Annotated in this window: 22 protein-coding genes; 4 read left to right on the top strand and 18 right to left on the bottom strand. The window is 53.9% G+C overall.

Annotated elements, in window-relative coordinates; all coding sequences use genetic code 11:
- Nucleotides 1-6: 6 nt before the first annotated feature.
- The 8 genes from dagF to GW579_RS19845 form a co-directional block, all read right to left on the bottom strand.
- On the bottom strand, nt 7-747 hold the full coding sequence (gene dagF, locus GW579_RS19880; RefSeq protein WP_165061344.1) for a 2-dehydro-3-deoxy-phosphogluconate aldolase: 741 nt from the start codon (nt 745-747) through the stop codon (nt 7-9).
- A complete protein-coding gene (locus GW579_RS19875) occupies nt 744-1871 on the bottom strand; it encodes a DgaE family pyridoxal phosphate-dependent ammonia lyase (RefSeq protein ID WP_165061342.1) in 1128 nt (375 codons plus the stop codon). The genes dagF and GW579_RS19875 overlap by 4 nt, the downstream gene beginning before the upstream one ends.
- Complete coding sequence (locus tag GW579_RS19870) at nt 1861-2994, bottom strand: amidohydrolase/deacetylase family metallohydrolase (RefSeq protein WP_165061340.1); 1134 nt, start codon at nt 2992-2994, stop codon at nt 1861-1863. The genes GW579_RS19875 and GW579_RS19870 overlap by 11 nt, the downstream gene beginning before the upstream one ends.
- Before the next feature lie 70 nt (nt 2995-3064).
- Entirely contained in the window at nt 3065-3712 is a 648-nt protein-coding gene (locus GW579_RS19865) for a DUF4310 family protein (protein ID WP_101074955.1), read from the bottom strand.
- Nucleotides 3713-3725: 13 nt separating this feature from the next.
- A complete protein-coding gene (locus GW579_RS19860; RefSeq protein WP_101074954.1) occupies nt 3726-4502 on the bottom strand; it encodes a DUF4311 domain-containing protein in 777 nt (258 codons plus the stop codon).
- 32 nt (nt 4503-4534) lie between these two features.
- Nucleotides 4535-4834, bottom strand: a complete 300-nt coding sequence (locus GW579_RS19855; RefSeq protein ID WP_152327345.1) for a DUF4312 family protein — start codon at nt 4832-4834, stop codon at nt 4535-4537.
- Nucleotides 4834-5199, bottom strand: a complete 366-nt coding sequence (locus tag GW579_RS19850; protein WP_152327346.1) for an SFCGS family glycine-rich protein — start codon at nt 5197-5199, stop codon at nt 4834-4836. Before GW579_RS19850 ends, GW579_RS19855 begins: the two co-directional genes overlap by 1 nt.
- 46 nt (nt 5200-5245) lie before the next feature.
- On the bottom strand, nt 5246-5596 hold the full coding sequence (locus GW579_RS19845) for a PRD domain-containing protein (protein ID WP_152327347.1): 351 nt from the start codon (nt 5594-5596) through the stop codon (nt 5246-5248).
- Nucleotides 5597-5995: 399 nt separating this feature from the next.
- Here GW579_RS19845 and rnk point away from each other — a divergent pair, with 399 nt between their 5' ends.
- On the top strand, nt 5996-6406 hold the full coding sequence (gene rnk / locus GW579_RS19840; RefSeq protein WP_152327348.1) for a nucleoside diphosphate kinase regulator: 411 nt from the start codon (nt 5996-5998) through the stop codon (nt 6404-6406).
- Between the two features lie 623 nt (nt 6407-7029).
- On the opposite strand, the gene cybC is transcribed toward rnk, so the two are convergent.
- Both cybC and pmbA read right to left on the bottom strand, forming a co-directional pair.
- Entirely contained in the window at nt 7030-7416 is a 387-nt protein-coding gene (cybC, locus tag GW579_RS19835; protein ID WP_152327349.1) for a cytochrome b562, read from the bottom strand.
- A gap of 162 nt (nt 7417-7578) precedes the next feature.
- Entirely contained in the window at nt 7579-8919 is a 1341-nt protein-coding gene (gene pmbA / locus GW579_RS19830) for a metalloprotease PmbA (RefSeq protein WP_015690526.1), read from the bottom strand.
- Nucleotides 8920-9135: 216 nt separating this feature from the next.
- On the opposite strand from pmbA, the gene yjgA reads away from it, so the two are divergent.
- Entirely contained in the window at nt 9136-9687 is a 552-nt protein-coding gene (gene yjgA, locus GW579_RS19825; protein ID WP_101074947.1) for a ribosome biogenesis factor YjgA, read from the top strand.
- Nucleotides 9688-9734: 47 nt separating this feature from the next.
- Here yjgA and GW579_RS19820 read toward each other — a convergent pair whose 3' ends face one another.
- The 3 genes from GW579_RS19820 to GW579_RS19810 form a co-directional block, all read right to left on the bottom strand.
- Nucleotides 9735-10028, bottom strand: a complete 294-nt coding sequence (locus tag GW579_RS19820) for a barstar family protein (protein WP_165061611.1) — start codon at nt 10026-10028, stop codon at nt 9735-9737.
- Nucleotides 10029-10033: 5 nt separating this feature from the next.
- On the bottom strand, nt 10034-10495 hold the full coding sequence (locus GW579_RS19815; RefSeq protein WP_152327350.1) for a ribonuclease domain-containing protein: 462 nt from the start codon (nt 10493-10495) through the stop codon (nt 10034-10036).
- A 77-nt stretch (nt 10496-10572) separates the two neighbouring features.
- On the bottom strand, nt 10573-12033 hold the full coding sequence (locus GW579_RS19810; protein WP_165061338.1) for an NAD-dependent succinate-semialdehyde dehydrogenase: 1461 nt from the start codon (nt 12031-12033) through the stop codon (nt 10573-10575).
- A gap of 185 nt (nt 12034-12218) precedes the next feature.
- On the opposite strand from GW579_RS19810, the gene GW579_RS19805 reads away from it, so the two are divergent.
- Nucleotides 12219-12800 carry a maltose acetyltransferase domain-containing protein gene (locus tag GW579_RS19805; protein WP_165061336.1) on the top strand — a complete coding sequence of 194 codons (582 nt, stop codon included), beginning with the start codon at nt 12219-12221 and terminating at the stop codon, nt 12798-12800.
- A gap of 67 nt (nt 12801-12867) precedes the next feature.
- Here GW579_RS19805 and aaeB read toward each other — a convergent pair whose 3' ends face one another.
- Genes aaeB through aaeX form a run of 3 tightly spaced genes read right to left on the bottom strand, consistent with a single transcriptional unit; the run spans nt 12868 to nt 15983 of the window.
- Nucleotides 12868-14826: a p-hydroxybenzoic acid efflux pump subunit AaeB gene (aaeB, locus tag GW579_RS19800; RefSeq protein WP_165061334.1), complete on the bottom strand. Its 1959-nt coding sequence runs from the start codon at nt 14824-14826 to the stop codon at nt 12868-12870.
- Between the two features lie 10 nt (nt 14827-14836).
- On the bottom strand, nt 14837-15772 hold the full coding sequence (aaeA, locus tag GW579_RS19795) for a p-hydroxybenzoic acid efflux pump subunit AaeA (protein ID WP_152327354.1): 936 nt from the start codon (nt 15770-15772) through the stop codon (nt 14837-14839).
- 7 nt (nt 15773-15779) lie between these two features.
- A complete protein-coding gene (aaeX, locus tag GW579_RS19790) occupies nt 15780-15983 on the bottom strand; it encodes a p-hydroxybenzoic acid efflux pump operon protein AaeX (protein WP_152327355.1) in 204 nt (67 codons plus the stop codon).
- Between the two features lie 286 nt (nt 15984-16269).
- Here aaeX and aaeR point away from each other — a divergent pair, with 286 nt between their 5' ends.
- On the top strand, nt 16270-17208 hold the full coding sequence (gene aaeR / locus GW579_RS19785) for an HTH-type transcriptional activator AaeR (RefSeq protein ID WP_152327357.1): 939 nt from the start codon (nt 16270-16272) through the stop codon (nt 17206-17208).
- 54 nt (nt 17209-17262) lie between these two features.
- Here aaeR and tldD read toward each other — a convergent pair whose 3' ends face one another.
- Both tldD and yhdP read right to left on the bottom strand, forming a co-directional pair.
- Nucleotides 17263-18708, bottom strand: a complete 1446-nt coding sequence (gene tldD, locus GW579_RS19780) for a metalloprotease TldD (RefSeq protein ID WP_165061332.1) — start codon at nt 18706-18708, stop codon at nt 17263-17265.
- A gap of 139 nt (nt 18709-18847) precedes the next feature.
- Complete coding sequence (gene yhdP, locus GW579_RS19775; RefSeq protein ID WP_165061329.1) at nt 18848-22675, bottom strand: AsmA2 domain-containing protein YhdP; 3828 nt, start codon at nt 22673-22675, stop codon at nt 18848-18850.
- Nucleotides 22676-22755: the final 80 nt, after the last annotated feature.

The raw sequence follows: 22755 nt of genomic DNA, 5'->3' as shown, positions 1-22755 counted from the left end.
GAACCTTCAGCCCACCAGTTTTTTGACGCTGGCCAGCAGGGTTTTCACATCTTCAGGACGGGTATTGCCCGACGCGCTGTCGATGATTGAGCTGTAGATATGCGGGATGATTTTGGTCACGCCCGCGGCCAGTGCGATTTCCATGATTGGCTCGAAGTTTTCCAGATCGATACCGCCGGTTGGCTCCAGCCAGAAATCCTGTTCTGCACAGGCACGCGCCACGGCAGCGAATTCTTCACGAGTTTTCAGGCCGCCCATCGGGAAATATTTCACCGAGCTGCCGCCCATGTCTTTGAGCAGCGCAATGGCGGTTTCCACCGGCACAATGGCGTCACTGGCCGCGGAGCTTAGCGGGCCGGTGTTAATTTTGACGAAACCGACTTTGCCGGTCGGCGAAATCAGGCCGTTGACCACGCTGTCGTTTTGACCAAGCAGCGCACGGCTGGTGCCGACACCGGTGAAGACCTGATTCACATGCTGCGGCTGAACGTGTTGTGAAATCTGGCTGACCATCAGCGACTGACGCGGATCTCCCGCGCCTAAGCCAACGGACAAAGCGTTTTCGATAAGCTCCGCGTACTCCTTCATGTCCGTTACCGCACTCGCAACGTCCGGATAATTTTTGGAAAGCACACCGACCAGAACATGACCTTCTGCCGCCTCATAGATTTCACGGGCATTGTCTTTCGAGCCAGCCAGCACATTCAGGCACACGCGGTCACGGTAGAAATTCGGGGTCAGCTTCATGCTTTCTCTCCACTAAAAAGTTGTTTAAAACGTTCTGCGACGATGGCGAGCTGCGGCGGCGTCACGCTGCGCACATCAACTTCAATCTTGCCTTCGTTAGCGCGGTAGCCACGGAAATAAATCGCGATATCGCCGGTTTTCATCGCATCCACAATGGCTTTGGTTTTCCAGCCCAGTACCGTTTCATCGAACGTAATTTCCGTACGCGCAATATCACGCCCGGCGCTGTCCCAGACCACGCGTCCGGTGACGCCGTTAATTTCATTCAGGCTGGCGATAAATGGCGTCATCTTGTCGACCATTTCCTGCCCGGTGGTTTTGGGTTGCGTGATGTAGCTTTCGATGGCCTGCGTCAGGCCGAGAATGCCCTCTTTGCCGACTTTCATCGCACGGCCAATCCCGCCCGATTGCAGTTTCACCCATTCGACGTACTGTTTTTTGCCGAGCACCAGACCGCTGGTCGGCCCTTCGATGGCCTTCGCGCCGCTGTAAATCACCAGATCTGCGCCCATTTCGTAATAACAGGTCAGGTCTTCTTCTGCGGCAGCATCAACGATCAGCGGCAGGTTATGCTCACGGGCAACGGCAGCGGCTTCCGCCACCGAAAGAATGCTTTTCTGCACGCTGTGATGTGATTTGATGTACAAAATGGCGGCAGTGCGTGGCGTAATGCAGGCCGCAAGCTGGGCGGCTGAACATTCGTTGGCATAACCGGCTTCCACGACTTTGCCGCCGCCCATTGTCACCATCGTGCCCACCGGCGCACCGAAATTCACGTTGTGGCCTTTTGGCAGCACGATGTCGTGAGGGACTTCCAGCGGTGCGGCATGCAGGTTTTCCAGCAGCCAGGCGTTATCTTTCACAATCACCGCCGCGACCGACTGCGCAATCCCGGCAGACGCACAGGACACCACCACCGCGTTTTCCACGTTCAGCAGTTTGGCGATATAAGCGCCGGTTTTGTTCACCAGATCCTTCATCTCGAAGTAGTGATTCAGGCCGGTGTTGACCACCGCCGCCACTTCTTCACGCGGCGTGGAAACACCCAGCGCCGTCATGCGACCGGACGCGTTAATCACCTGTTTCAGCAGATATTTTTCATACAAAGATTGTTCAGAAGACATGAGCAGATTTCCCTTCTTCGGTTAACAGAGTGACACCCGCGACCACGGCGGCCAGAGGTACCAGCAAACTTTCGCCCTTCACGGACTGACCTTCGGAATCGACAAATACCTGCGGCGCAAAACGCTGCTCGAACAGAGTCAGGTCGGCGTCAGCGCCCACTTCGAGACGGCCTTTGGCAGGCAGGCGTAAAGCATCGGCGGCGTGTGAAGTGACGCAATCAATCACCTGCGTCAGTGTCATGCCTACGCTAAAGAACTTCGACATGACGGTCGCCAGGCTATGCACCGGCCCGTTCATGCGGTTGCGGCAGTAAATATCGGAGCTGATGGTGTGGGGCAAAATGCCCTGCTTAATCGCCCGTTCCGCCACTTCAAAACTGAAACTTGCGGTCCCGTGACCGACATCCAGCCGCACGCCGCGGCTCAGCGCGCGCTTAATGGAATCGCGCAGTACACCTTCTGGCGAGAGGATGCGGTTTGGCTTGCCGTTATAGCAGTGCGTGATGATGTCGCCTGATGTCAGCAAATCGGCGATTTCATCGAGGTTCGGCGGGTTATTACCGATATGCACCATCAGCGGCAGACCGTTGTTTTCCTGCTGAATTTCTTTGGCGCGCACCAGCGGTTTAATACCGTTCTGGCCGACCACGCTGCTGCTCATGCGCGCTTTGATGCCGATAATAAAACCGGTGTTTCGCGCGATGGCGTCACGCACGCCGACTTTGTCGATCTGCGTCATATCCGCCAGTTCGTTCTGCGTGACGATGCCGGTGCGCGCGATATTCAGGAACGCGTAGACGTTGGTTTTCGCCGCTCGGGTGATCTGATAGAAATCGTCGACATCATTCGCGCCGGTGCTGCCGGCATCCGCCACCGTGGTGACACCACAGGCGATGCCAATCAAATCGGCATCGTCATGATAAATGGGTGATTTCGGGTAACAGTGAACGTGGGAGTCAATCCAGCCTGCGCTGGCGTAAACTTTGCCCTGAAGGTCGAGTGTCTGGCGGGCTGTGGCGTCGGGTGCCAGCGTGCCGATGGCGGCGAATTTGCCGCCCTGAATTGCAATATCAGTCAGGCTGCCGTCTGTGCTTTTTGCCTGTCGGATGATTAAGTCATACATACGACGTTCTCCATAATCTCAGGCGCCAGAGAAATCCTGACGCCTGATTACTGCTTTCTTATTGAAGTACTTACAGTGATACCGGGAAGATAGCGCCCAGCACCATCGCACCGAGAATGGCACCGCCGGTGATAGGTTTCTGCCACAGGTAGAAGCCCAGCGCGCCAAGCAGTGATCCCAGGCCGATTGGAATCGACGCGGCCATCGCGGAGAGGATAATCAACGGCCCGAGGAAGCGGCCGGAGGCGTTACCCGCACCCATCATCACGTCCGCACCGTAGGTGGAATTGCTCTGATTGATGGTAAATTTACGCGCCAGAATAATGATGTAGCCCACAGCTAAACCGAGGATCAGGCCGGTCACCAGCGAAGCGGCAAAGTTCGCCACCGGGAAGATAATCCCCGCGCCGAGCAACAGTGCCGGAACGCCCAGACCAATACCGGTCTGGATCGCGCCGCCGATATCCAGAATACCGACCAGCGAACCTTCGATAATGCGGGCAAACAGGAAGCTGGCACCGAAGGCCGCCACTGCGCCGTACACACCGGTATCCATGCCTGAACGCAGCATCGACACAAACGCCACTTCGTTAAAAGCACCAATGCCATACAGGTAATACATGTGTGTCCCGGCGAAAACGCCTGACGACAGCAGTCCGACAAAAATCGGGAACGACCACTCGGCGTACCAGAAACCACGTTTGGCTTGTTCTTCCATTGTCATGTTCCTCTTACTTGCCGCTGAGTGAGTTGTGAATGCCGTTCAGCCACGCGGGAACATCCAGCATGAAAGACTGCAACAGTTTGACGTCGAAACCGCGGAAGAAGCCGCTGAGTGCGAACAGCGCGATAATCGCCGCCATCATCACTTTGGTGACGCGGTTCCAGCCGCTTTCTTCAACGCCTTTCCCGATCAGAATACCCAGCACCAGACCCGGCACGGCGTTACCCATGATCATCTGCGCCAGACCGCCGAAGATGGTGGCCCAGAAACCGGAACGACGCCCTGCATCAATCGCCGCCAGCCAGAAAATTACGGGCATGACGGTGTTCACCAGCAGGTTGGCCGCAGGCACCAGCACTTTAATCGCCGTCACCTGTAAAGCCGCAGGTACCGCGGAGGCGGTGGTATTCAGGAATGCCACCACAATCATGCCGATGATGCCGCCCGCAATCGCCATCTTGCGCGGGTCGTGCATGGTTTCAGCCACATTGCGGTTTTTGAACATCAGAGCAGCGGTCGCCCAGTGAGGGATGATGCGGTGGTCGACGTCCTGTGTGAAAGAACCCGCCGCAACGGAAGAAGCCCAGGCGTTAAAGAAGAAGCCCAGACCAAATGAGAAATGCGAAGCCGGATCGCCTTCACAGGAATTTAATTCCCCAAGAGTACGAAAAGCCCCCATCCCTTGTACGGTAGGCGCGTGGAACATACGTGCAGCACCTGCACCTACCCCCACGCCAACCAGTCCGCCGATAATAAGCGACTTAAATAAAATAATTAAAAACATCAGTATATCCTTGTCATTTATAGCTAACGTTTTTATTTCGTGACAAAAACTACCTGTTCCGTATTAATAACAGTCAGGTTGACGGTAATGTCTAACGCCACGTAATAACTCTTTCTTTCCCTGGCCAGAAAAAAGAACAGAAACTTTTCTCTTTTCACTGACTCTTCTGCCTTTATTACCTTGACGTCCTGCGGTTCAATACGCAGCAAGACATTATTGGCAGAAGATTTGAGAACCGTTCTCTGAACCTGACTCAGTGCGGAAGAAAAGGCGGCAGCCTTATTTTCACCTTTTCCTTCAACCCGAACTGTCGTGCTTAATTGTTGCTTCATTACGCCTGACCATACTTCTTGTTATAAGCTTCAACCAGGCGCTGACCCAGTTCTTCTTTATCCATAAATCCGAACCCTAATACCAGACAGCCTTCGTTAATTGCCGTCACACCTTCATCCACTGAACGCATCCCGTACTTGGCTTTATATCCGTATTTGTTTTGTGCGGTAATCGCACCGGCGCCGCCGCTGCCGCAGAACGAAATACCAAAGGTCGCGCCTTCTGTTTTCATCACGTCGCCGAGTTTCATATCGGCTGCCATGCCTGGGACAACAATGGCTCTTCCGCCAGCCGCTTCCACGCCTGCTGCCACTTTCTGGCCTTTACCTAAACGGTCGCCAATCACAACTAATACTTGTCCCATAATTTACTTCTCCAGTTTGGTTAATTCGTTAAATCAAAAATCAGGATTATTTCGGTTCGTTGTCTCTTGCGACTTCAAAATGCACCGAGAGCAAATACGCTTCCTCAATCGGTAAATTTCCGAACCAGCTGACAACTTCTTCTGCCATTTTCATGGACTCATCAGAAATTTCGTCAAATAAATCTTTTTCGACTTCAGGCAATGGTTCGCCGGTGATTGAGCGTAATACCATGGCTTTAACGTGTGACGTTAACATCTGTAACTGAACATCTGTGGTGTAGATATTCTTCGCACTTTGCATTGCCTGAATATCTTTTAATACTTTCTCTGTTATTGCAGGAGCATCTTCCAATTCTGTCTGCCCGTTACCCTTCACAGATGCGGTTCCGTTATTCACTCGCGGTTACCTCTCTCCTTGCCTGACTTTCTATTTTCAGTCGTTTATTTCATCTGTCTTTACCCTAACCCTGGAGAGATTTCCTGTGTAGTGGGTCTTTTTCCAGTTCGAAGTGGAAATACGGTGAGCTGAGCAGATCTAATTCGCAAAACGAAAAGTTAAGTCGTCATATCACTGAGTATTACCGTCTGTAGCAGCGTATTTCACTGGTAATCGGATTTTTCGCAATGCGGATTAATTCCCTTACAACGCTTTCTTTTACCGATAAGAATGCCTAGTATCAAAGAACACATGCAGAACACTGACACCCCCGCGCTTACCCGCGGGGGTGTTATTTTTTGCCGACCGGCACCCCACTCGCATGAAGCGGGTGATGCAAAAGGAACCATGGAGAATGTTATGAGTAAACCGACACTGATCATCAATGAACTTGACGCAGAACGCCTGGACACATTGCTGGCGCAACCGGCATTTGCCAGCAGCCCGGTCGCCGATGCCCTGAATGAAGAGTTGGATCGCGCAGAGATTTTGCCGCCCGGGGAAATTCCTGCCGACGTAGTTACGATGAACAGCAAGGTTCGCTTTACGGAAGGTAAAGAAGGCGAAGAGCACATCCGTACACTGGTCTATCCGGCAGCGTTGAAAGACAGCAATGAGCAACTGTCGGTGATGGCCCCGCTCGGCGCTGCCCTTTTAGGCCTGCGCGTCGGCGGCAGCATTACGTGGGAAATGCCCAATGGCGAAGAAAGCCACATTACCGTGCTGGAGTTGTTGTATCAGCCGGAGGCGGCCGGGGAACTGAGAAGTTAAGATTTTTTTGCAGAAGCCGCTGCACTGCTTTACTAAAGACCGAGAACATTTCGGTTTCTCACCTGCGGTGATCGCTTAACGCGCAGCGCCGAAACCGCCCAGGAGAGGGAAGTGCTTTCCCTCTCTTGGATCTCTCCCCGCTTTTTTACTGCGCGCTATCGCAGGCTCGATGGACATGTTCCATGGCAATAGTGAGCGGCGCAAAATGTCATCGCTGCGCGATTCCCTCATTTCAGGCTTCGGGCCTCAGGTCTCGAACCATTCATTCGGTGCCATTTTTGAGCACGCCATTAAGCTTATTTAAAAGATGAAAACGATCTGACGTTGAATTTAAGACCCTACGGGCGATTCAGAAATCTTGCTGAGCGAGAGGTTCGAGACCAGAGGCTCGAATCCCGAGAGAAGGCACCGCGCAGCGGCAAGATTTCCAGCCTGTCGCGGTGGTATCTGAAACATAGACAGCGAGCGGAGCGCGCAGTTTAAGACGTAGAGATTCCAAAGAGGGCTCGTCTTAGCCCTCTTTGGTCGGTTTCGGTGCGAGAGGCCGTGTGATAACCGTTATTGAGAAACCGAAACTTACGCTGCTATCAGCATGAAAAGCCGCCTAAGCAGCGGCCATCTGCTTACTTAAACTTCTTGTGGTTCTCATTCCTTGTGGCCTTAAACCCTTCGGCTTCTTTCTTCGCTTCATCTACTTTGCCGGCTTTCGCCAAAGCTGATGCCGAATCAATCTGCCCAATCAGCGTATCCAGCCCTTTGTGGTAATCCTGAATCTCCGGACTGTCCGGCGCTTTGCCTTTCAGCTTCGGCGGTGTGGCTTTTTTCGCGTCTTCCGCTGCCGCTTTCATGTTCGCCAGGCTGGTCGTAAGTTCTGCCTGATCATTGGTCTTCAGCACTTTGCTGTAGTTATCCGCAATCGTGTCCATGTCCGTTTCTAAATCTGCGGCCAGAACCGCCGTACTGCTTCCTAACAGGGCGATTACCGCCAACGCCATCAGTTGTTTGCGCATATTCTTTTCTCTCTATTGTTATTTATTTGTTAGTTAAGACGACATTGCTTGTAAGGCTTTATAAAAATAGGCTGAGAGAGAGGAAAACGGGATGAATTTTTTGTAAAGAAAGGTAGTAAAGGAGGAAGCAGCGATCGGGCGATCGCTGCTTTTAAGTCAGGATTATTCGCCGGCGATTTTCATCGCAGGCAACAGCACGGAGCCGCACTGAATGTTACTGCGGGTTTCGATATCGCTGCCGATGGCGACCATATTGCGCCACATATCTTTCAGGTTACCGGCGATGGTGATTTCGCTCACCGGATACTGGATCTCGCCATTCTCTACCCAGAAACCTGCCGCACCGCGGGAATAGTCACCGGTCACGCCGCTGACGCCCTGGCCCATCAGTTCGGTAACAACCAGACCTTTGTCGAGTTTACGCAGCATACCCGCGAAATCATCGCCCTGACCCGCGATGCGCCAGTTGTGAATACCGCCCGCATGGCCGGTGGTTTGCAGACCGAGTTTACGCGCGGAATAACAGGTCATCAGCCAGTTTTGCAGCACGCCGTCTTTAACGATATCACGGCGTTCGGTGCGCACACCTTCGCTGTCGAACGGCGTCGAAGCCAGACCTTGCAGCAGATGCGGATGTTCTTCAATGGTCAGCCATTCCGGCAGAATTTGCTTGCCGAGGCTGTCGAGCAGGAATGACGATTTGCGGTATATGCTGCCGCCGCTGATCGCCCCGACCAGATGACCGAACAAACCGGTCGCCACTTCGGAAGCGAACAGAACCGGTGCCTGCATGGTCGGTAATTTACGCGGAGCCAGACGCGATAACGTGCGGCGTGCGCACTCTGCGCCGACCCATTCAGGGTCTTTCAGGTCGCTCATTTTACGGGCGATGGAATAGGCGTAATCGCGTTCCATGTCACCTTCGTGTTCAGCAATAACCGAAGCAGAAATGGAGTGACGCGTCGAACAATAGCTCTGCAACATACCGTGGCTGTTTCCGAAAACCCGGATGCCGTAGTGGCTGTTGAAACTGCCGCCTTCAGTGTTAGTGATTCGTTTATCCGCCTGCAATGCGGCTTGTTCAGCACGGGCGGCCAGTTCGATACTGCGATCTGGATCCAATTCTTCCGGATGGAATAAATCCAGATCCGGCGCATCGAACGCCAGCATCTCTTTATCCGCCACGCCCGCGAACGGATCCGGTGACGTATAACGGGCAATATCCAGCGCAGCCTGCACGGTGCGGGAAATCGCGTCAGGGCTTAAATCGGTGGAAGAAGCACTGCCCTTGCGGTTCTGGTAATACACCGTGATGCCTAACGCACCATCGCTGTTGAATTCTACGTTCTCAACTTCGCCAAAACGCGTGCTGACGCCGATACCGGTGGTTTTGCTGACCGCCACTTCTGCGGCATCTGAGCCTGCTTTCGCCAGCTCCAGTGCCTGTGAGACGGCCTGTTCCAGGGTTTTACGCTGCTGCGCAACTTGATTGACTACGTTCATCGGCATGCCATCGCTTATGAGATAAAAGGGATTGTTCTACACTGAATTATGAAGACGATTACCTTTGAGTCTAACAGAGACTCGCCATAATTTCGCTTTCAGTCCGAGAGTGTTAAACCGAAGTTGCAACAGAATATAGAGGACTGTGGCATAATGCGGCCGAAGCAATAAAGCACAATCAAACTGACAGGATTACCTCGTTAAGAGGAAGCGCCCATGACAAAGAAAATTGACGACTGGCACGACGACGTTCCGGATAACAACGCGAACGAAGAAGATGATGAGATCATCTGGGTCAGTAAAAGTGAAATCAAACGTGACGCCGAGGCGCTGAAAGATCTCGGTGCAGAAATGGTTGATCTGGGTAATAACTCGCTCGACAAATTGCCGCTGGATGAAGATCTCCGCGCCGCCATCAACCTTGCGCAAAAGATCAAGAAAGAAGGCCGTCGCCGCCAGATGCAGCTGATCGGTAAAATGCTGCGTTCCCGTGACGTTGAGCCGATCCAGACCGCGCTGGATAAACTGAAAAACCGCCACAATCAGCAGGTTTCGCTGTTCCATAAACTGGAAATGCTGCGTGACCGTCTGGTCGAAGAAGGCGACGATGTCATTCCTTCCGTTTTAGTTCTCTATCCGGAAGCTGACCGTCAGCAACTTCGCGCGCTGATCCGCAACGCGCAAAAAGAGAAAGCGACGAACAAGCCGCCGAAATCTTACCGCCAGATTTTCCAGTATCTGCGCGAACTGGCTGAAGGCCAGGACTAAAATAAAAACCCGCCTTTTGAGTCACCGAAATGGCGGGTTTTTTCTTTTTAGCCTTTCGCTTTCGCGGCAGGTTTCTCCAGCAGGTTCAGCCGCAACTCGCCTTCCAGCTCTTCTTCCGCCTCTTCAAACAGCAGAATCAGCGCACCAAATCGCCGTTTGCGGCTGGCGTTCAGATTTAAGAAATCAATTTCAACCGGCAGCGCTATTCCGCCGGTCACCTCATCCCAAAGTGCGTCCAGATTCGCGCCGAATTCGTCGGTCAGTTCAAACTGACGGGCAAACTCGCCGTAGAATGCGGGTAAATCCGGGATGTGATTAAAATCGAAGCTCACTTTTTTCATCGACATTACTCCACCCGAACAAAATTCTGATAATGGTTACGGCTGACATAAATCAGTCCGTCGCTGGCAAACAGCACGCGGTCAGCACCGCGGCGTCCGCAGCGATAGTTGATATCTGCCTCACGCCATACGCGTTTGTTAGCCGCCGGTAAACGCCCTTCCCGGTTTGAGAACCGGTCGCCGCCGATGGCTTTTCCTGGCAATACATCGCACAGGTTGCCGGAACGCGCATCCCAGCCCGCTTCGCGTGCCTTTTTCTTGGTGATGTAGTTATCAGGCAATCTGTGATTCTGGCGCAAATAATTCACCACGGATTGTTCATCAGTACCCGCAACGATTGTGCCCTGATTGTATGTCGACTTTGCGACAACGTGTCCGGCAACACCGGCCAGCCCCAGAATGACGGCGATGGCCATGATCAGATTGCGAGAAAAAGTGCGCGAACGCAGCCCGTTGAATGCCTTCATTGACGTCCCTTTTATAATGCGAAAAACCGTCGGTTGCTGAATATTGTTTCTCAAAACAGAGTTTCGGGAAAGCTGACTTATAGATTTCCCAAATGTAATGTTTTCACCTGCAAATACTCTTCCAGCCCCAGCACGGAGCCCTCGCGCCCCAGACCGGACTCTTTTACCCCGCCAAACGGCGCGGCCTCATTGGAAATCGCACATTCGTTAATGCCGATCATGCCGCTTTCAATTGCATCGGCAACGCGGAAAATACGTTGCAGATTCTGACTGTAGAAATACGCGGCCAGTCCGAACGGCGTATCGTTGGCGCGCTTTATCACTTCCTCTTCCGTTTTGAAACGGAAACAGGCTGCCAGCGGACCAAAGGTTTCTTCGCGCGCGACTTTCATGTCGTCGGTTGCATTGATAATCACCGTCGGCTGGAAGAAGTTACCGCCCAGCTTATGTCGCTGCCCGCCTTCCATCAGCTTCGCGCCCTTCTCCAGCGCGTCTTTAACATGTTCCTCCACTTTCTCCAGCCCTTTGATGTCAATCAGCGGGCCGACTATCACGCCTTCATCCATGCCGTTACCGACTTTCAGCTTGCGCACTTCTTCGACCAGGCGCGAGGTAAACGCTTCGTAAACGCCGTCCTGAACGTAGATGCGGTTGATACACACGCAGACCTGTCCGGTGTTACGGAATTTGCAGGTGATGGCCCCTTTCACTGCGGCCTCAATATCAGCGTCGTCGAACACGATATACGGCGCGTTACCCCCCAGCTCCATCGACACTTTTTTCATGGTGTCGGCGCTGTTGCGAACCAGCGTTTTCCCGACTTCAGTAGAACCGGTAAAGGACACTTTTCTTACTTTATCGCTGGCCATAATCACGTCGCTGATAGCCTGCGTATCGCCCGCCACGCCGTTGATGACGCCATCCGGCACACCCGCGTCTTTCGCCAGCTGCAACAACGCAAAAGCGGAAAGCGGCGTATTATTTGCCGGTTTGATAAGGCCGGTACAGCCTGCGGCCAGCGCCGGACCGAGTTTGCGGGTGAGCATCGCCAGCGGGAAATTCCAGGGTGTGATCGCCGCCACGACGCCGACAGGTTCCCGGGTTGCCAGAATGCGCGAACCGGATTTGGCCGGCGGAATGATTTCACCGTTGGCGCGTTTGGCTTCTTCGCTGAACCATTGCAGATAGCTGGCGGCGTAATCGACTTCGCCCAGCGCCTCTTTCAGCGGTTTGCCTTGTTCAGCCACCATCAGTTCGCCGAGAAACTGTTTGTTTTCCAGCATCAGTTCATACCAGCGGTGCAAAATCTCCGAACGGGCTTTTGCGGTCGTTTTCCGCCATGCGGGGAAAGCGTCGCTGGCGGCTTTGACGGCGGCTTCGGTCTCGGCTTTACCGGCCTTGGCCACTTTAGCCACCACATCGCCGCTCGCCGGATTCAGGACATCGAAGGTGTTTTTGGCTTCATGCCATTCGCCGCCGACAAAATAGCCGGTCTTGAATAAAGGATGCGCGGACAGTTTTTGAGAATGGGCAGACATTAGGGATCCTCCTGATTTGTGCTGGTTAACGCACGGGATTGCGTTAAGTATAGCGGCTGAGAAGAAAGCGTCTGTCAGACAGCACTGAGAGACACAGCTCGCAAAGTTGAATGTCATACGTTCACAGCCCGCGTGGCACTCCGTAAACTGTCTGCAATCTGACTCATTTTAAAAAGGACGAAAGTATGTCGACACGCGAAAAAATGAACATTGGCGAGCTTTATACCGACATGGGCGAAGGACTGCCTGAAGAGCGCCGCGCCGGAAAAGAGCGGGTGTACGATTACAATCTGACCCGCCCGTCTGAAGAAGACAAACGCCAGCGGTTGCTGAAAGACATAATGGGCAGCATCGGCGAAAACGGCTGGATCGAGCCGCCGCTGCGCGTCGCATACGGCACGCATATTCATATCGGCAAGAACTTCTACGCTAACTTCAATCTCACGGTGGTGGATGACGCCACGGTGACGATTGGCGATAACGTGATGTTCGCGCCAAACGTGACGCTGGCGACAGCCGGTCACCCGATCGACCCTGAAATCCGCGCAACCGGACAGCAATTCTCCCTGCCGATTGTCATCGAAGATAACGTCTGGCTGGGCACGGGTGTAATGGTAAATCCGGGCGTGACAATCGGGCGCAACAGCGTGATTGGTGCGGGCAGCGTGGTAACAAAGTCCATTCCCGCCGGTGTGGTGGCAGCTGGCGTTCCCTGTCGGGTAATACGTCAGATTACCGCCGCCGACCGCGAAGCGTTCATGAAATAATGCGCGGAGCACGACAATAAAAAAGGCCGGTGTAGTTAAACACCGGCCTTATGTTTTTTGCAGACAATTACGCCACAAATGAATGCTGATAACGATGTAGCATTTCGGTCAGGCGCCGCACTGGCTCGGTCACTTTCAGTGGTGCATCGTAATCGACCAGCTTCTGCTGATACTCAGCCAGCTCCTTGAGCAGACGCTGGTAATAGTAAGTCCGCTTGCCTTCGCCCGATGCAGAAACCACGTGATCTGCCGTGTTGCGGATTTTCTTATGGAACGCTGACAGCTCATCATTCACCGGCACTTCGGCGAGTTTCATGCGCTGGTGAGCGATAATCAGCATCAGCGCCAGGCGGTATTTACCGATGTCATTTGGGAACATGACCAGCAGCTGATTGAGCTGATGATACAGCGCCGGAAGGTGGTTTTCACGACGCCGGTACGCCTTGGTGGTCAGCGCCGATACTGCACTGCTCATAAAGCGGTTCAGCAATGTGCGCCCCGTTTTATCGCGGGACTTATCGCGAATAATCAGCAATACAGCCATCGCAATGACTGTCCCGATCGCCTGCCCCAGCGCGTTATCGAGAAACGACGTTACGTTGAATTTCATCGGGTTACTGAGCACCAGAATATTGATGGTGCCCGCCAGCAGACCGAGCATTCCGAGACGACGCTTGGTCACTTCGATACCGATAAAGAAGGTAAAAATCCCCAGCATCAGACACAGCAGGAAAAGACTTTGCTGCGTCGAAGGCATGATCAGCATAAACATCATCGAGCCAACCGGGATCGCCAGTAACATACCGACGATAAAATCCATCGCCATGCCTTTCGGGTTCGGCGTGCGCATCGCCAGCGAGGTCACCACGGCGATAATAATCACGCAGCCGCTGGCCGACGTCCAGCCGGTCCACAACCACATCAGGCAGCCAATCGCCGTCGCAGTAAAGGTACGCAGGCCGTTGATCAGCGCATGATGCCGTTCTGCAGACACCGGACGCACTACCACTTCGCCTTCCAGCACGCCGCTTTCAATGCTGCTGATGCTGCTGTTGGTCTGAACACCTTTCATCAGCAACAGCGCACGGGTCCCTGCCCCGGCCCAGGCGCTGAGCGTCACCAGTACGTTATCGCTGTGCATGCCGGTAATAATCTGGCGCAGCTGTTTCAGGCGACGGTGAACATCCGCAACGGTTTCTGCCGGTTCAGCAAATAACGCTTTCAGCTCGGGAGAAAGCCTTTCCGGCGTGTCCTGCATAATCAGGTAGGTTTCACAGGCCTGGGTAATCATGCTCAGCGAGGTGCTGTGCAGCGCCTTCAGACGCTGATTGCAACGCTGCCAGCGCGATGATTCCATCATCAGGCTGCCGCGCATACCGTTTAGCGCTGTGGTGCTTTTGACCAGATTATTCCAGGATTTGTCGATATCTTCTTTAGAGCCGACATTCACGCAAATCCGCATCAGCGCAAACTGATCCAACATCAGCTGACTGACGGCGCGGTCGATATCTTTTTTGATGGAACGCGGAGAAAACAGCAGGTCAGCCACGATGGCGCAGCAAATACCGATCACGATTTCGCTGCAACGCTCAACGGCAAACTGCGGTGTCTGTAACGGTGCGCTGGCGGAAGTCACCACGATAATCAGCGCGGTATAACCCGCCAGCCCCAGCGCATAGGAGTTTTCAATGCGCACCAGTGAAGACCACCAGGTGCAGATGCCCGCCCATATACAGCATAAAAGCAGCATCACGACCGGCGCGCGGGCGGTGGCGATAACAATCACCAGCGCCGCGATACAGCCGATAAACGTCCCGATAACGCGCAGGAAACCACGGTGACGAATAGCACCGGCAAAAGGTTCGCCGCCCGCCACCAGCGCAGGGCCGGAGGTCACAATGGCGGCGGTCATGGCCGACCAGCGCGGGGTCTCGAGTTGCAGATAAAATCCGAGAACCAGAGCGCCGAGGATCGCGAACGTCAGCTTGCAGGCAAAACGTATGCGCGGGATAAGTACGCTATTCATCTTTCCGGCCTTATCCAAACTCTCTCAGGCGATGCAGGAGACGAAGGAACGGAGAACCTTCATCTCGTTTACGATCATGACTGCCGGTGATTACGACGGTGGCCGTCGTCCCCGCCGGGTACGGATGCTGCTGGTCTTTATCGTCGAGCACGATTTTCACCGGCACGCGCTGCGCCAGGCGCACCCATTCCAGGTTGCTGTCGATAGTCGCCAGACCATTGGTCGCCGCCGAAGATGAGCTGTTGGTGACCGCAGCAGCGACGCTGTCGACGGTACCGTGCATGATGCGGTTACTGCCCAGCGGGGTGATTTCCGCACGATCGCCTTTCTTCAGGCCCGGCAGTTTGGTTTCTTCCAGATAAGCGAGAATATAGAAAGAGTTTTTCTTCACCAGCGCGACAGCGGTCGATCCCCGGTTAATGTAGTTGCCGGGATGAACCGTGAGGTTGGTGACCCAGCCATCAGCCGGTGCGACAACCACGGTACGCTCTAAATCCAGTACCGCCAGATCGCGCGCGGCCTGCGCTTTCGCCAGCTGATGCTGCGCGGTTTGCAGTACGTTGTTCGCCTGATCAATTTCTTCCTGCGACATTGCCTGAACGCCCAGTTTCACACGGCGTCCGGCTTCGCGTTTTTTCTCGGCGGCCAGCGCCTGATAATAAGCGACGTCAGCACTGGCTTCGTCCAGCGCCTGCTGATAACGCGGCTGGTCAATTTTGAACAGCACCTGACCTTTGGTCACCAGCTGATTATCAATCACCGGCACGTCAGTGATTAAACCGGTCACATCCGGCGCAATCGACACAACGTCAGCGGTAAATTTGGCATCACGGGTCCACGGAGATTCCGTATAGAACGCCCAGGCTCTGAAGATTGCGATGACAGCCAGAACGACAAGAATCAGCGTAATTGCATAACGTATTATTTTTATAGAGAAATTTTTCACAACGGCCTCAGACGAACAAGCGGGAAATCAGGTAAAAAAGACAGCAATATAATGCTGTGTTAAACAAAGCCGGATGCCAGACAAAGTCATAAATACCAGTCGGTTGTAATATCCGCCGGAGCAGGAAAAACACCACCAGCGCCAGCAGTATTTCAAAAAATACCGGTGGAAACGACAATCCGAAAATCACCATTACCGGAAGCAAACTCATCAAAAATTCCTTACATTATTACCAGCAGCAGTGACGGCGGGCAGATCTGCTCGTCCCGCGCACGCATTATTCATTATTTTAGGCAATGCCACGCGTCCCCGGAGATAAATAATTCACTGGGAAGTGCTCAATGAAACTGTGGGGTTGCCAGGGAAGTGTGCGAAGGTAAGCATTGATTCAGGAAATCAGAAACCTGAGTTTTATCGCCCGGACGAGTATATTAGCGTGCTTATTATCAAGTAATCAACGTTCTGTGATCTAAATCACTTTTAAGCCAGAGTTAACAATGGATCGATTAAAACGCATGTCGATATTCGCTCAGGTCGTGGAAAGCGGTTCTTTTACCGCCGCCGCACGACGCCTCGACATGAGCGTTTCCGCCATCAGCCAGACCATTTCAAAGCTGGAAAATGACTTACAAATCAAATTACTAAACCGCAGCACCCGCAGTATCGGCCTGACAGAAGCCGGGAAGCTTTACTATCAGGGATGCCGGAAAATGCTGCATGACGTGCGTGAAGTGCATGAACAGTTGTATGCCTTCAATAACACGCCGACCGGCACTTTGCGCATCGGCAGCTCATCGACAATGGCACAAAATGTTCTTGCTGCCATGACCGCCGAAATGCTCGGCGAATATCCCGGCCTGACGGTGAATCTGGTCACCGGCATTCCCGCGCCCGATTTAATCGCCGACGGGCTGGATGTCGTCATCCGTGTCGGTGCGTTGCAAGATTCCAGCCTGTTTTGCACCCGATTAGGGTCCATGCCGATGGTGGTGTGTGCGGCACGCAGCTATCTGGCGCAGCACGGTACGCCGGAAAAACCTGCCGATATGGTGAATTTCTCGTGGCTGGAATACAGCGTGCGTCCCGACAGTGAATTTGAGCTGATCGCACCGGAAGGCATTTCGACGCGCATCACGCCACAAGGGCGTTTCGTCACCAACGATTCACAGACCATGATCCGCTGGCTGAAAGCGGGTGTTGGCATTGCGTATGTCCCGCTGATGTGGGTGATTGAGGAAATTAATGCCGGCGAAGTAGAAATTTTATTCAGAAGCTACCAGTCCGATCCGCGCCCGGTGTACGCGCTGTACACGGAAAAAGACAAACTCCCGCTGAAAGTGCAGGTCTGCATTGATTATCTGACGGATTATTTCAAACGGGTGAGTAAGGTGTATCAGGGTTACCGGCAGGGTAAGAAAGTGACGCAGTGGAATTAGGCAGGAAATAAATAGCCTCCCGCAAAGGGAGGCTAATCGCTGAAAAACCTGAGGTTACGCCGTACCGCCCACCGTCAGATTATCCAGCTTCAGGGTTGGCTGACCGACGCCGACCGGAAGGCTCTGACCTTCTTTACCGCACACGCCCACGCCTTTATCGATGGCCAGATCGTTACCCACCATGGAAATCTGCTGCATCGCTTCGATCCCGGAGCCAATCAGCGTGGCGCCTTTCACCGGTTTGGTGATGCGGCCTTTTTCAATCAGATAGGCTTCAGAGGTGGAGAACACGAATTTGCCGGAGGTAATGTCGACCTGACCGCCGCCGAAATTCGGTGCATACAAGCCGTATTCCACGCTGCTGATAATATCTTCCGGCGTTGATTTCCCGGCCAGCATGTAGGTATTGGTCATACGCGGCATTGGCAGGTGCGCATAGGATTCGCGACGGCCATTACCGGTTGGCGCAACGCCCATCAGACGCGCGTTCAGTTTGTCCTGCATGTAGCCTTTCAGCACGCCGTTTTCGATAAGCACGTTGTATTGCCCCGGCACGCCTTCATCGTCAATCGCCAGCGAGCCGCGCAGGCCTGGCATTGTGCCGTCATCAACAACCGTGCACAGCTCAGAAGCCACGAGTTTACCCATCTGGCCACTGAAGACTGACGTTCCGCGACGGTTGAAATCGCCTTCGAGGCCATGCCCGACCGCTTCGTGCAACAGCACGCCCGGCCAGCCCGCGCCGAGTACCACAGGCATGCCGCCCGCAGGTGCCGCAACGGCGGTCAGGTTCAGCAACGCCATACGCACGGCGTCACGGGCGAAGGCTTCTGCGCGCACTTCACCATTGACGGTTTCGAGGAAATAATCATAACCGACGCGGCCACCGCCGCCGCTTGAGCCACGCTCGCGACGACCATCCTGCTCGACCAGCACGCTGACAGACAAGCGCACCAGCGGACGGATATCCGCCGCCAGCGTGCCATCGGTTGCGGCGACCAGTACGGTTTCGTAGACGCCGGTAATGCTGGCGCTGACTTCCTGAACGCGTTTATCGGCAGCGCGGGCAATTTTATCGACACGGTGCAGAAGCTCAATTTTCGCTTCACGCGGCAGGCTTTGCAGCGGATCCAGTGGCGTATAAAGGGATTTGTAAGCAATTTCGCCCAGCGTATGCGCTTTGCCATTGCCCTGCTCGCGGACGATGCTTCGCGCCGCCGTCGCGCTTTGATTGAGCGCGTTCAGTGTGATCTGATCGGCATAAGCAAAACCGGTTTTTTCACCGCTGACCGCACGGACACCGACGCCCTGGTCGATATTGTAAGAACCGTCTTTGATGATACTGTCTTCAATAACCCAGGCTTCGTGGAAACTGGACTGGAAAAAGAGATCGGCATAATCAAGGCGACGTTCTGACAACTGGCCCAAAACGGAAAACAGATCCTGATGACTCAGATTATTGGCAGTTAGTAACTGCTCACTGACTAAGGCCAGACTCATAGATTCACTCTCTTTTAGACGAAAATCCGGCAGTGCTGGCTCTGCGGTAATCAGTCAGCCTGCCGGACAATCCATTGTTACAAAGTTATTAACAGCCTAACACAGCCCGAACGAGCTTTCCTGCGCCGTCTCGGAAACGTTACTGCGCGGTGGCCTCTTTTGGCGGGACAGCAGGTTTACGCAAAATTTCATTGATATGCGGTTCAGCAATCGTCCCGCTAATCTGGTAGCGGATCAGCGAGATTTTATTCCACAGCGGTGCCAGCACTTTACTGGCCGCAAAAACAGCCACGCCGACCACCGGGTTAATCACGAATGCCGTCGCCACGCCCACGGTGGCTGAAATTTCCGGCGCAATCACCGCTTCTAAATCGAGCTGCTGGTTTACGAAATTCACTTTACCGGTAATGGCGATATCCGCTGCCAGCCCGTCAACCAGCAGGTCATCGGTGTGCAGCGTGCCATCTTTAATCCACGCGGTGGATTTGATGGAATCAAAATAGAATCCCTGACCAAAGGTGTCGCTGAAATCCAGACGCAACTTACGCAGCAGCGCGTCGAAGCTCACCAGACGAAGCAACTGTCCGGCGCGACCGCCACCAATATCAGCAATTTCGCCTTTGCCCAGCTCGTTTTTCAGCGTGCCGTTCAGCGTGCTGATATCCGGCTTCCACGGCACCGATTTCCAGTGGAGATCGAAGTTCACATTAAACGGCGCATCTTTAAGTGGCGTAGTCACGCCAAAGAAGGACATCGCCTGTTCGATATTTTTGCCCGACAGTTTCCCTTTCAGGCCGGTATTTTCACCCTGTTCGTCCTGCTTCCAGTCGCCCTGCACATCCAGTTTTGCCACACCGGTATCAATCAGGCCGTTACGCAGCATCAGCAATTTGCCCTGCGGCGTCAGGTCAGCATTCACCTTGCGGAAGTTCTGCCCGAGGAACCAGCACGCTTCACACCGGAGCTGCAATGCAGGCCAGTTCGCGAAAGAAATCTTACTCGAGGCAAACGGGTTCCCGCCAGGCTGGCCGCTGCTGGCCACGTCGTCCACGGTCCACTGCGGGTTGAAATACAGATAATGCAGATTCACCAGCCACGGACCGTTGTCATTCATGTTCAGCGTGCCGTCGATTTCTTTACCTTTGGCAGTCACTTCCATGCCCTGATGGCTCTGAACCGACTGAATCTTCAGGTCATTCCAGACCTGCCCGCCCAGCGTCAGCGCCGGTGTGGTCAGGATAATCTGGTGCGGGAAACTGAATCCGGACAGTTTAGTACTGGCGCTTTGCGTCGCTTTGTCCGGCGACAACAGGCCAAGCCAGTTTTCACCATCCAGCGGTGGCAGATGCAGCGTCAGGCTGCTGTCATCCGGCAACGGCGGCGTTTTTTTGGTGTTTTCCTGCCACGAGGCACGGTCCAGTTTCAGCTGTTTGCCCAGCAACCAGCGGCTGTTGAAATGGTTTCTACCCGCCAGCACACCTTCCAGATTAAAGCTGTGCAAATCACCTTTGACGTTCACCACCAGCGGCATCGAATGACCGGGCTTTTTGTTCAGCGGATCAGGTAAGTGACTGCTTACATCTTTCAGGTCAGCATTCACGTCTACGGTATACGTCGGCGTACCTTTATGCGGAAGGGTGATATTGACGTTGCCTTTCCACGGCGTACCGCCGGAAATTTTGCTGGCCGCCGCGGCAGGCATGCCTGGAATTTTTGACAGCTGCCAGTTAGCATCCAGACCAACCTGCACTTTGAAATCGTCCGGCAGTTCCTGCGTGCTGAACATCACGTTGATCGGTTGCCCGAACCAGTTACCGGTTAACTGATTGCTTTGAAGATTGCCGTTGTCGTAGCTGAACTGGCCGCTGAGATGGCTGATTTTGCTGTCCAGCGGTTTGATAAACAGGCTGTTATCGTTAAGCGTTACGCCACCGGATGCGCGTACCAGTTCCCCGTCCAGCGGAATGTCCAGATGTAAGCGACCATTTACTTCGCCACCAATCTGGAGCTCCTGCAATGCAGAACCCAGCGTGTCGTGAAGTGGCGTATCCATGAAGTAATCGCCGATATCTTTACCCTGCCCGCGCAGGTCGGAATCGATGAACAGTTTTTCTTTCAGATAATCCGGAATATTTGCCACGACGTTGTTGCCATCGACATTGCCCAGTTTGGTGTGCGCGGCTTTCATAAACAGGCCGTCATTCAGGAAGTCGAGGTCGATATCCAGATCGGTCAGCGCAGGCCATTCCGGCTGGAACTGGAAGGTCGAATGGCGCAGCGGAACCCAAACCTGAAACTGCCCTTCGTTCTTTTTAAACGGGAAATGATGCGGATTGCCGTTAAAGGTCAGCGTCGCGTTATCCACCTGCCCGGCCTGAATCGCGCCACTCAGATAATCCACCAGATGTTTGCCCATCAGCGGTTCAGGGAAATAGCGCCAGGCCTGGCCCGCATCATACAGGCGGATACCGGCCAGAATGTTCAGCCACGGCTCACCTTCAGCGGGTTGCTTGTAGCTGAAATCACCTTTCGCCCACAGCGCGTTGGCTTTGACATCCACGTCTTTGCCCGACAGCGCCCAGCCGTCTTTGCCGCTGGTCCAGTTGAACGTACCGGTTGCCACACTCACGTCCAGCGGCGCGCGGAACATTTCACCATATGGCAGAAGGCTGTCCTGTAAATTAACGGTCAGTTGCCCGCCCGACATGCTGCCTTTCACGCTGCCTTTAAAGTGGTTAATCCCGGGCAGAAGTTCCCAGCGCTGCCAGCTGACATCATTCCAGCTGGCATCAAAACGGGTCTGATCCGGCTGTTTAAGCGGGATATCCAGCGCGAGGCGATCGACATTCCCTGCCGGTTTCAGATCCTGCCAGCGCTCCAGCAGCGACGGTGTCAGGAAGGAAAAAGTCGGAATAATCGGCCCTAAACGTTCGAGTTGCAGATTTGTACCGCGGATACGTAATTCTTCGCCCTGCGTGGGCCCGAGGAAATCATTATTTTCAGGCAGGTACAGCGCTTCGAGACGCCCTTTCGGCCACTCTATGCCGTCAGTTTTCAGGTTCAGCTGTTGTGTACCAACCTGCCAGCCATCGCCCTGACGGCTGCCGTGCAGAGCCAGGTTATCAACGTCCAGACGGTGTTCATCCGCGCCCGTTTTCCAGGTCGCCGAGCCGTTTTTCAACAGCGCATCGCCCGCGTAAATATCGCCGTTACGCACCGTCAGCCAGGCCGCAAGGCTGAAATTGGCGTTTTCTAAACCGGTATTGCTGCGCAGCCAGCGGCTGAACCACGGCTTCATATCAATATCGTCGGCCTGCAAATAGATTTTGCCGTTATTGAGCAGACCGTCGGTATCGTTGAGATCCATACGCACCTGTACAATGCCGTGCTGCCCGTTGAAGCTGGATAAACTCAGCTGCCCTTCGGCCCGGTGACGGTTGTGCGTGTTCAGCCAGGTCAGTTGCGGAATATCGAATTCAGCGCGCGGGCCGGAAGGCGTCAGAAAAGAAATACGGCTGTTACGCAAATCGAAATGATCGACCTGCCTGAGAAAGATGTCGCTGATGCGATTTGGCTGAATGCCATTCCCTTTATTGGTATCGCCGCCCAGCGTGCTGTTGAGATCCAGCTGCAAATTATAGAAAGTGAGATCGCGGAACTGCCAGCGGAAATGGAGAAGGGATTGCCAGACGTCGAGCGCCATCGTGATGCGCTGAACCTGCCAGTCAGAATCCGGCAGGGTCACATGCAGACCACGGATTTCCATGACAGGGCCAAAAGTTTGCCAGCTGGCGCTGATTTGCGACAACTCGATCGGCACGCCCGTAGCGGATTCTACTTTGCTGACCAGTTGTGTCTGAAAGCGGGTGAGCTGAGGCAATGCCAGACGCAAGCCACTGATCACCAAAGCCACTATCACGACAAGGGTTGCGCTGGTCGTTAATAAAATACCGGGCAGTCGCCTCAAACTTCTCTCCTTGTTTCCCATTCCATACGGGTTTTCACCCGTACAGACGGCAATGGAAACCTTTAACTTCTCGATGTTGC

It is taken from the genome of Rahnella contaminans (assembly GCF_011065485.1).
GTDB lineage: Bacteria > Pseudomonadota > Gammaproteobacteria > Enterobacterales > Enterobacteriaceae > Rahnella > Rahnella contaminans.
This window is presented reverse-complemented; position numbering and strand designations above follow the sequence as displayed.

Coding starts and splice junctions, on each gene's coding strand:
- yjgA (WP_101074947.1), top strand. CDS start 9,136: ATGACAAAGAAAATTGACGACTGGCACGACGACGTTCCGGATAACAAC.
- dagF (WP_165061344.1), bottom strand. CDS start 747: ATGAAGCTGACCCCGAATTTCTACCGTGACCGCGTGTGCCTGAATGTG.
- aaeX (WP_152327355.1), bottom strand. CDS start 15,983: ATGAGTTTGCTTCCGGTAATGGTGATTTTCGGATTGTCGTTTCCACCG.
- GW579_RS19870 (WP_165061340.1), bottom strand. CDS start 2,994: ATGTATGACTTAATCATCCGACAGGCAAAAAGCACAGACGGCAGCCTG.
- GW579_RS19850 (WP_152327346.1), bottom strand. CDS start 5,199: ATGGGACAAGTATTAGTTGTGATTGGCGACCGTTTAGGTAAAGGCCAG.
- rnk (WP_152327348.1), top strand. CDS start 5,996: ATGAGTAAACCGACACTGATCATCAATGAACTTGACGCAGAACGCCTG.
- aaeB (WP_165061334.1), bottom strand. CDS start 14,826: ATGAATAGCGTACTTATCCCGCGCATACGTTTTGCCTGCAAGCTGACG.
- GW579_RS19855 (WP_152327345.1), bottom strand. CDS start 4,834: ATGAAGCAACAATTAAGCACGACAGTTCGGGTTGAAGGAAAAGGTGAA.
- tldD (WP_165061332.1), bottom strand. CDS start 18,708: ATGAGTCTGGCCTTAGTCAGTGAGCAGTTACTAACTGCCAATAATCTG.
- GW579_RS19865 (WP_101074955.1), bottom strand. CDS start 3,712: ATGGAAGAACAAGCCAAACGTGGTTTCTGGTACGCCGAGTGGTCGTTC.
- GW579_RS19805 (WP_165061336.1), top strand. CDS start 12,219: ATGTCGACACGCGAAAAAATGAACATTGGCGAGCTTTATACCGACATG.
- GW579_RS19820 (WP_165061611.1), bottom strand. CDS start 10,028: ATGAAAAAAGTGAGCTTCGATTTTAATCACATCCCGGATTTACCCGCA.
- GW579_RS19860 (WP_101074954.1), bottom strand. CDS start 4,502: ATGTTTTTAATTATTTTATTTAAGTCGCTTATTATCGGCGGACTGGTT.
- GW579_RS19875 (WP_165061342.1), bottom strand. CDS start 1,871: ATGTCTTCTGAACAATCTTTGTATGAAAAATATCTGCTGAAACAGGTG.
- pmbA (WP_015690526.1), bottom strand. CDS start 8,919: ATGAACGTAGTCAATCAAGTTGCGCAGCAGCGTAAAACCCTGGAACAG.
- aaeR (WP_152327357.1), top strand. CDS start 16,270: ATGGATCGATTAAAACGCATGTCGATATTCGCTCAGGTCGTGGAAAGC.
- GW579_RS19810 (WP_165061338.1), bottom strand. CDS start 12,033: ATGTCTGCCCATTCTCAAAAACTGTCCGCGCATCCTTTATTCAAGACC.
- cybC (WP_152327349.1), bottom strand. CDS start 7,416: ATGCGCAAACAACTGATGGCGTTGGCGGTAATCGCCCTGTTAGGAAGC.
- GW579_RS19815 (WP_152327350.1), bottom strand. CDS start 10,495: ATGAAGGCATTCAACGGGCTGCGTTCGCGCACTTTTTCTCGCAATCTG.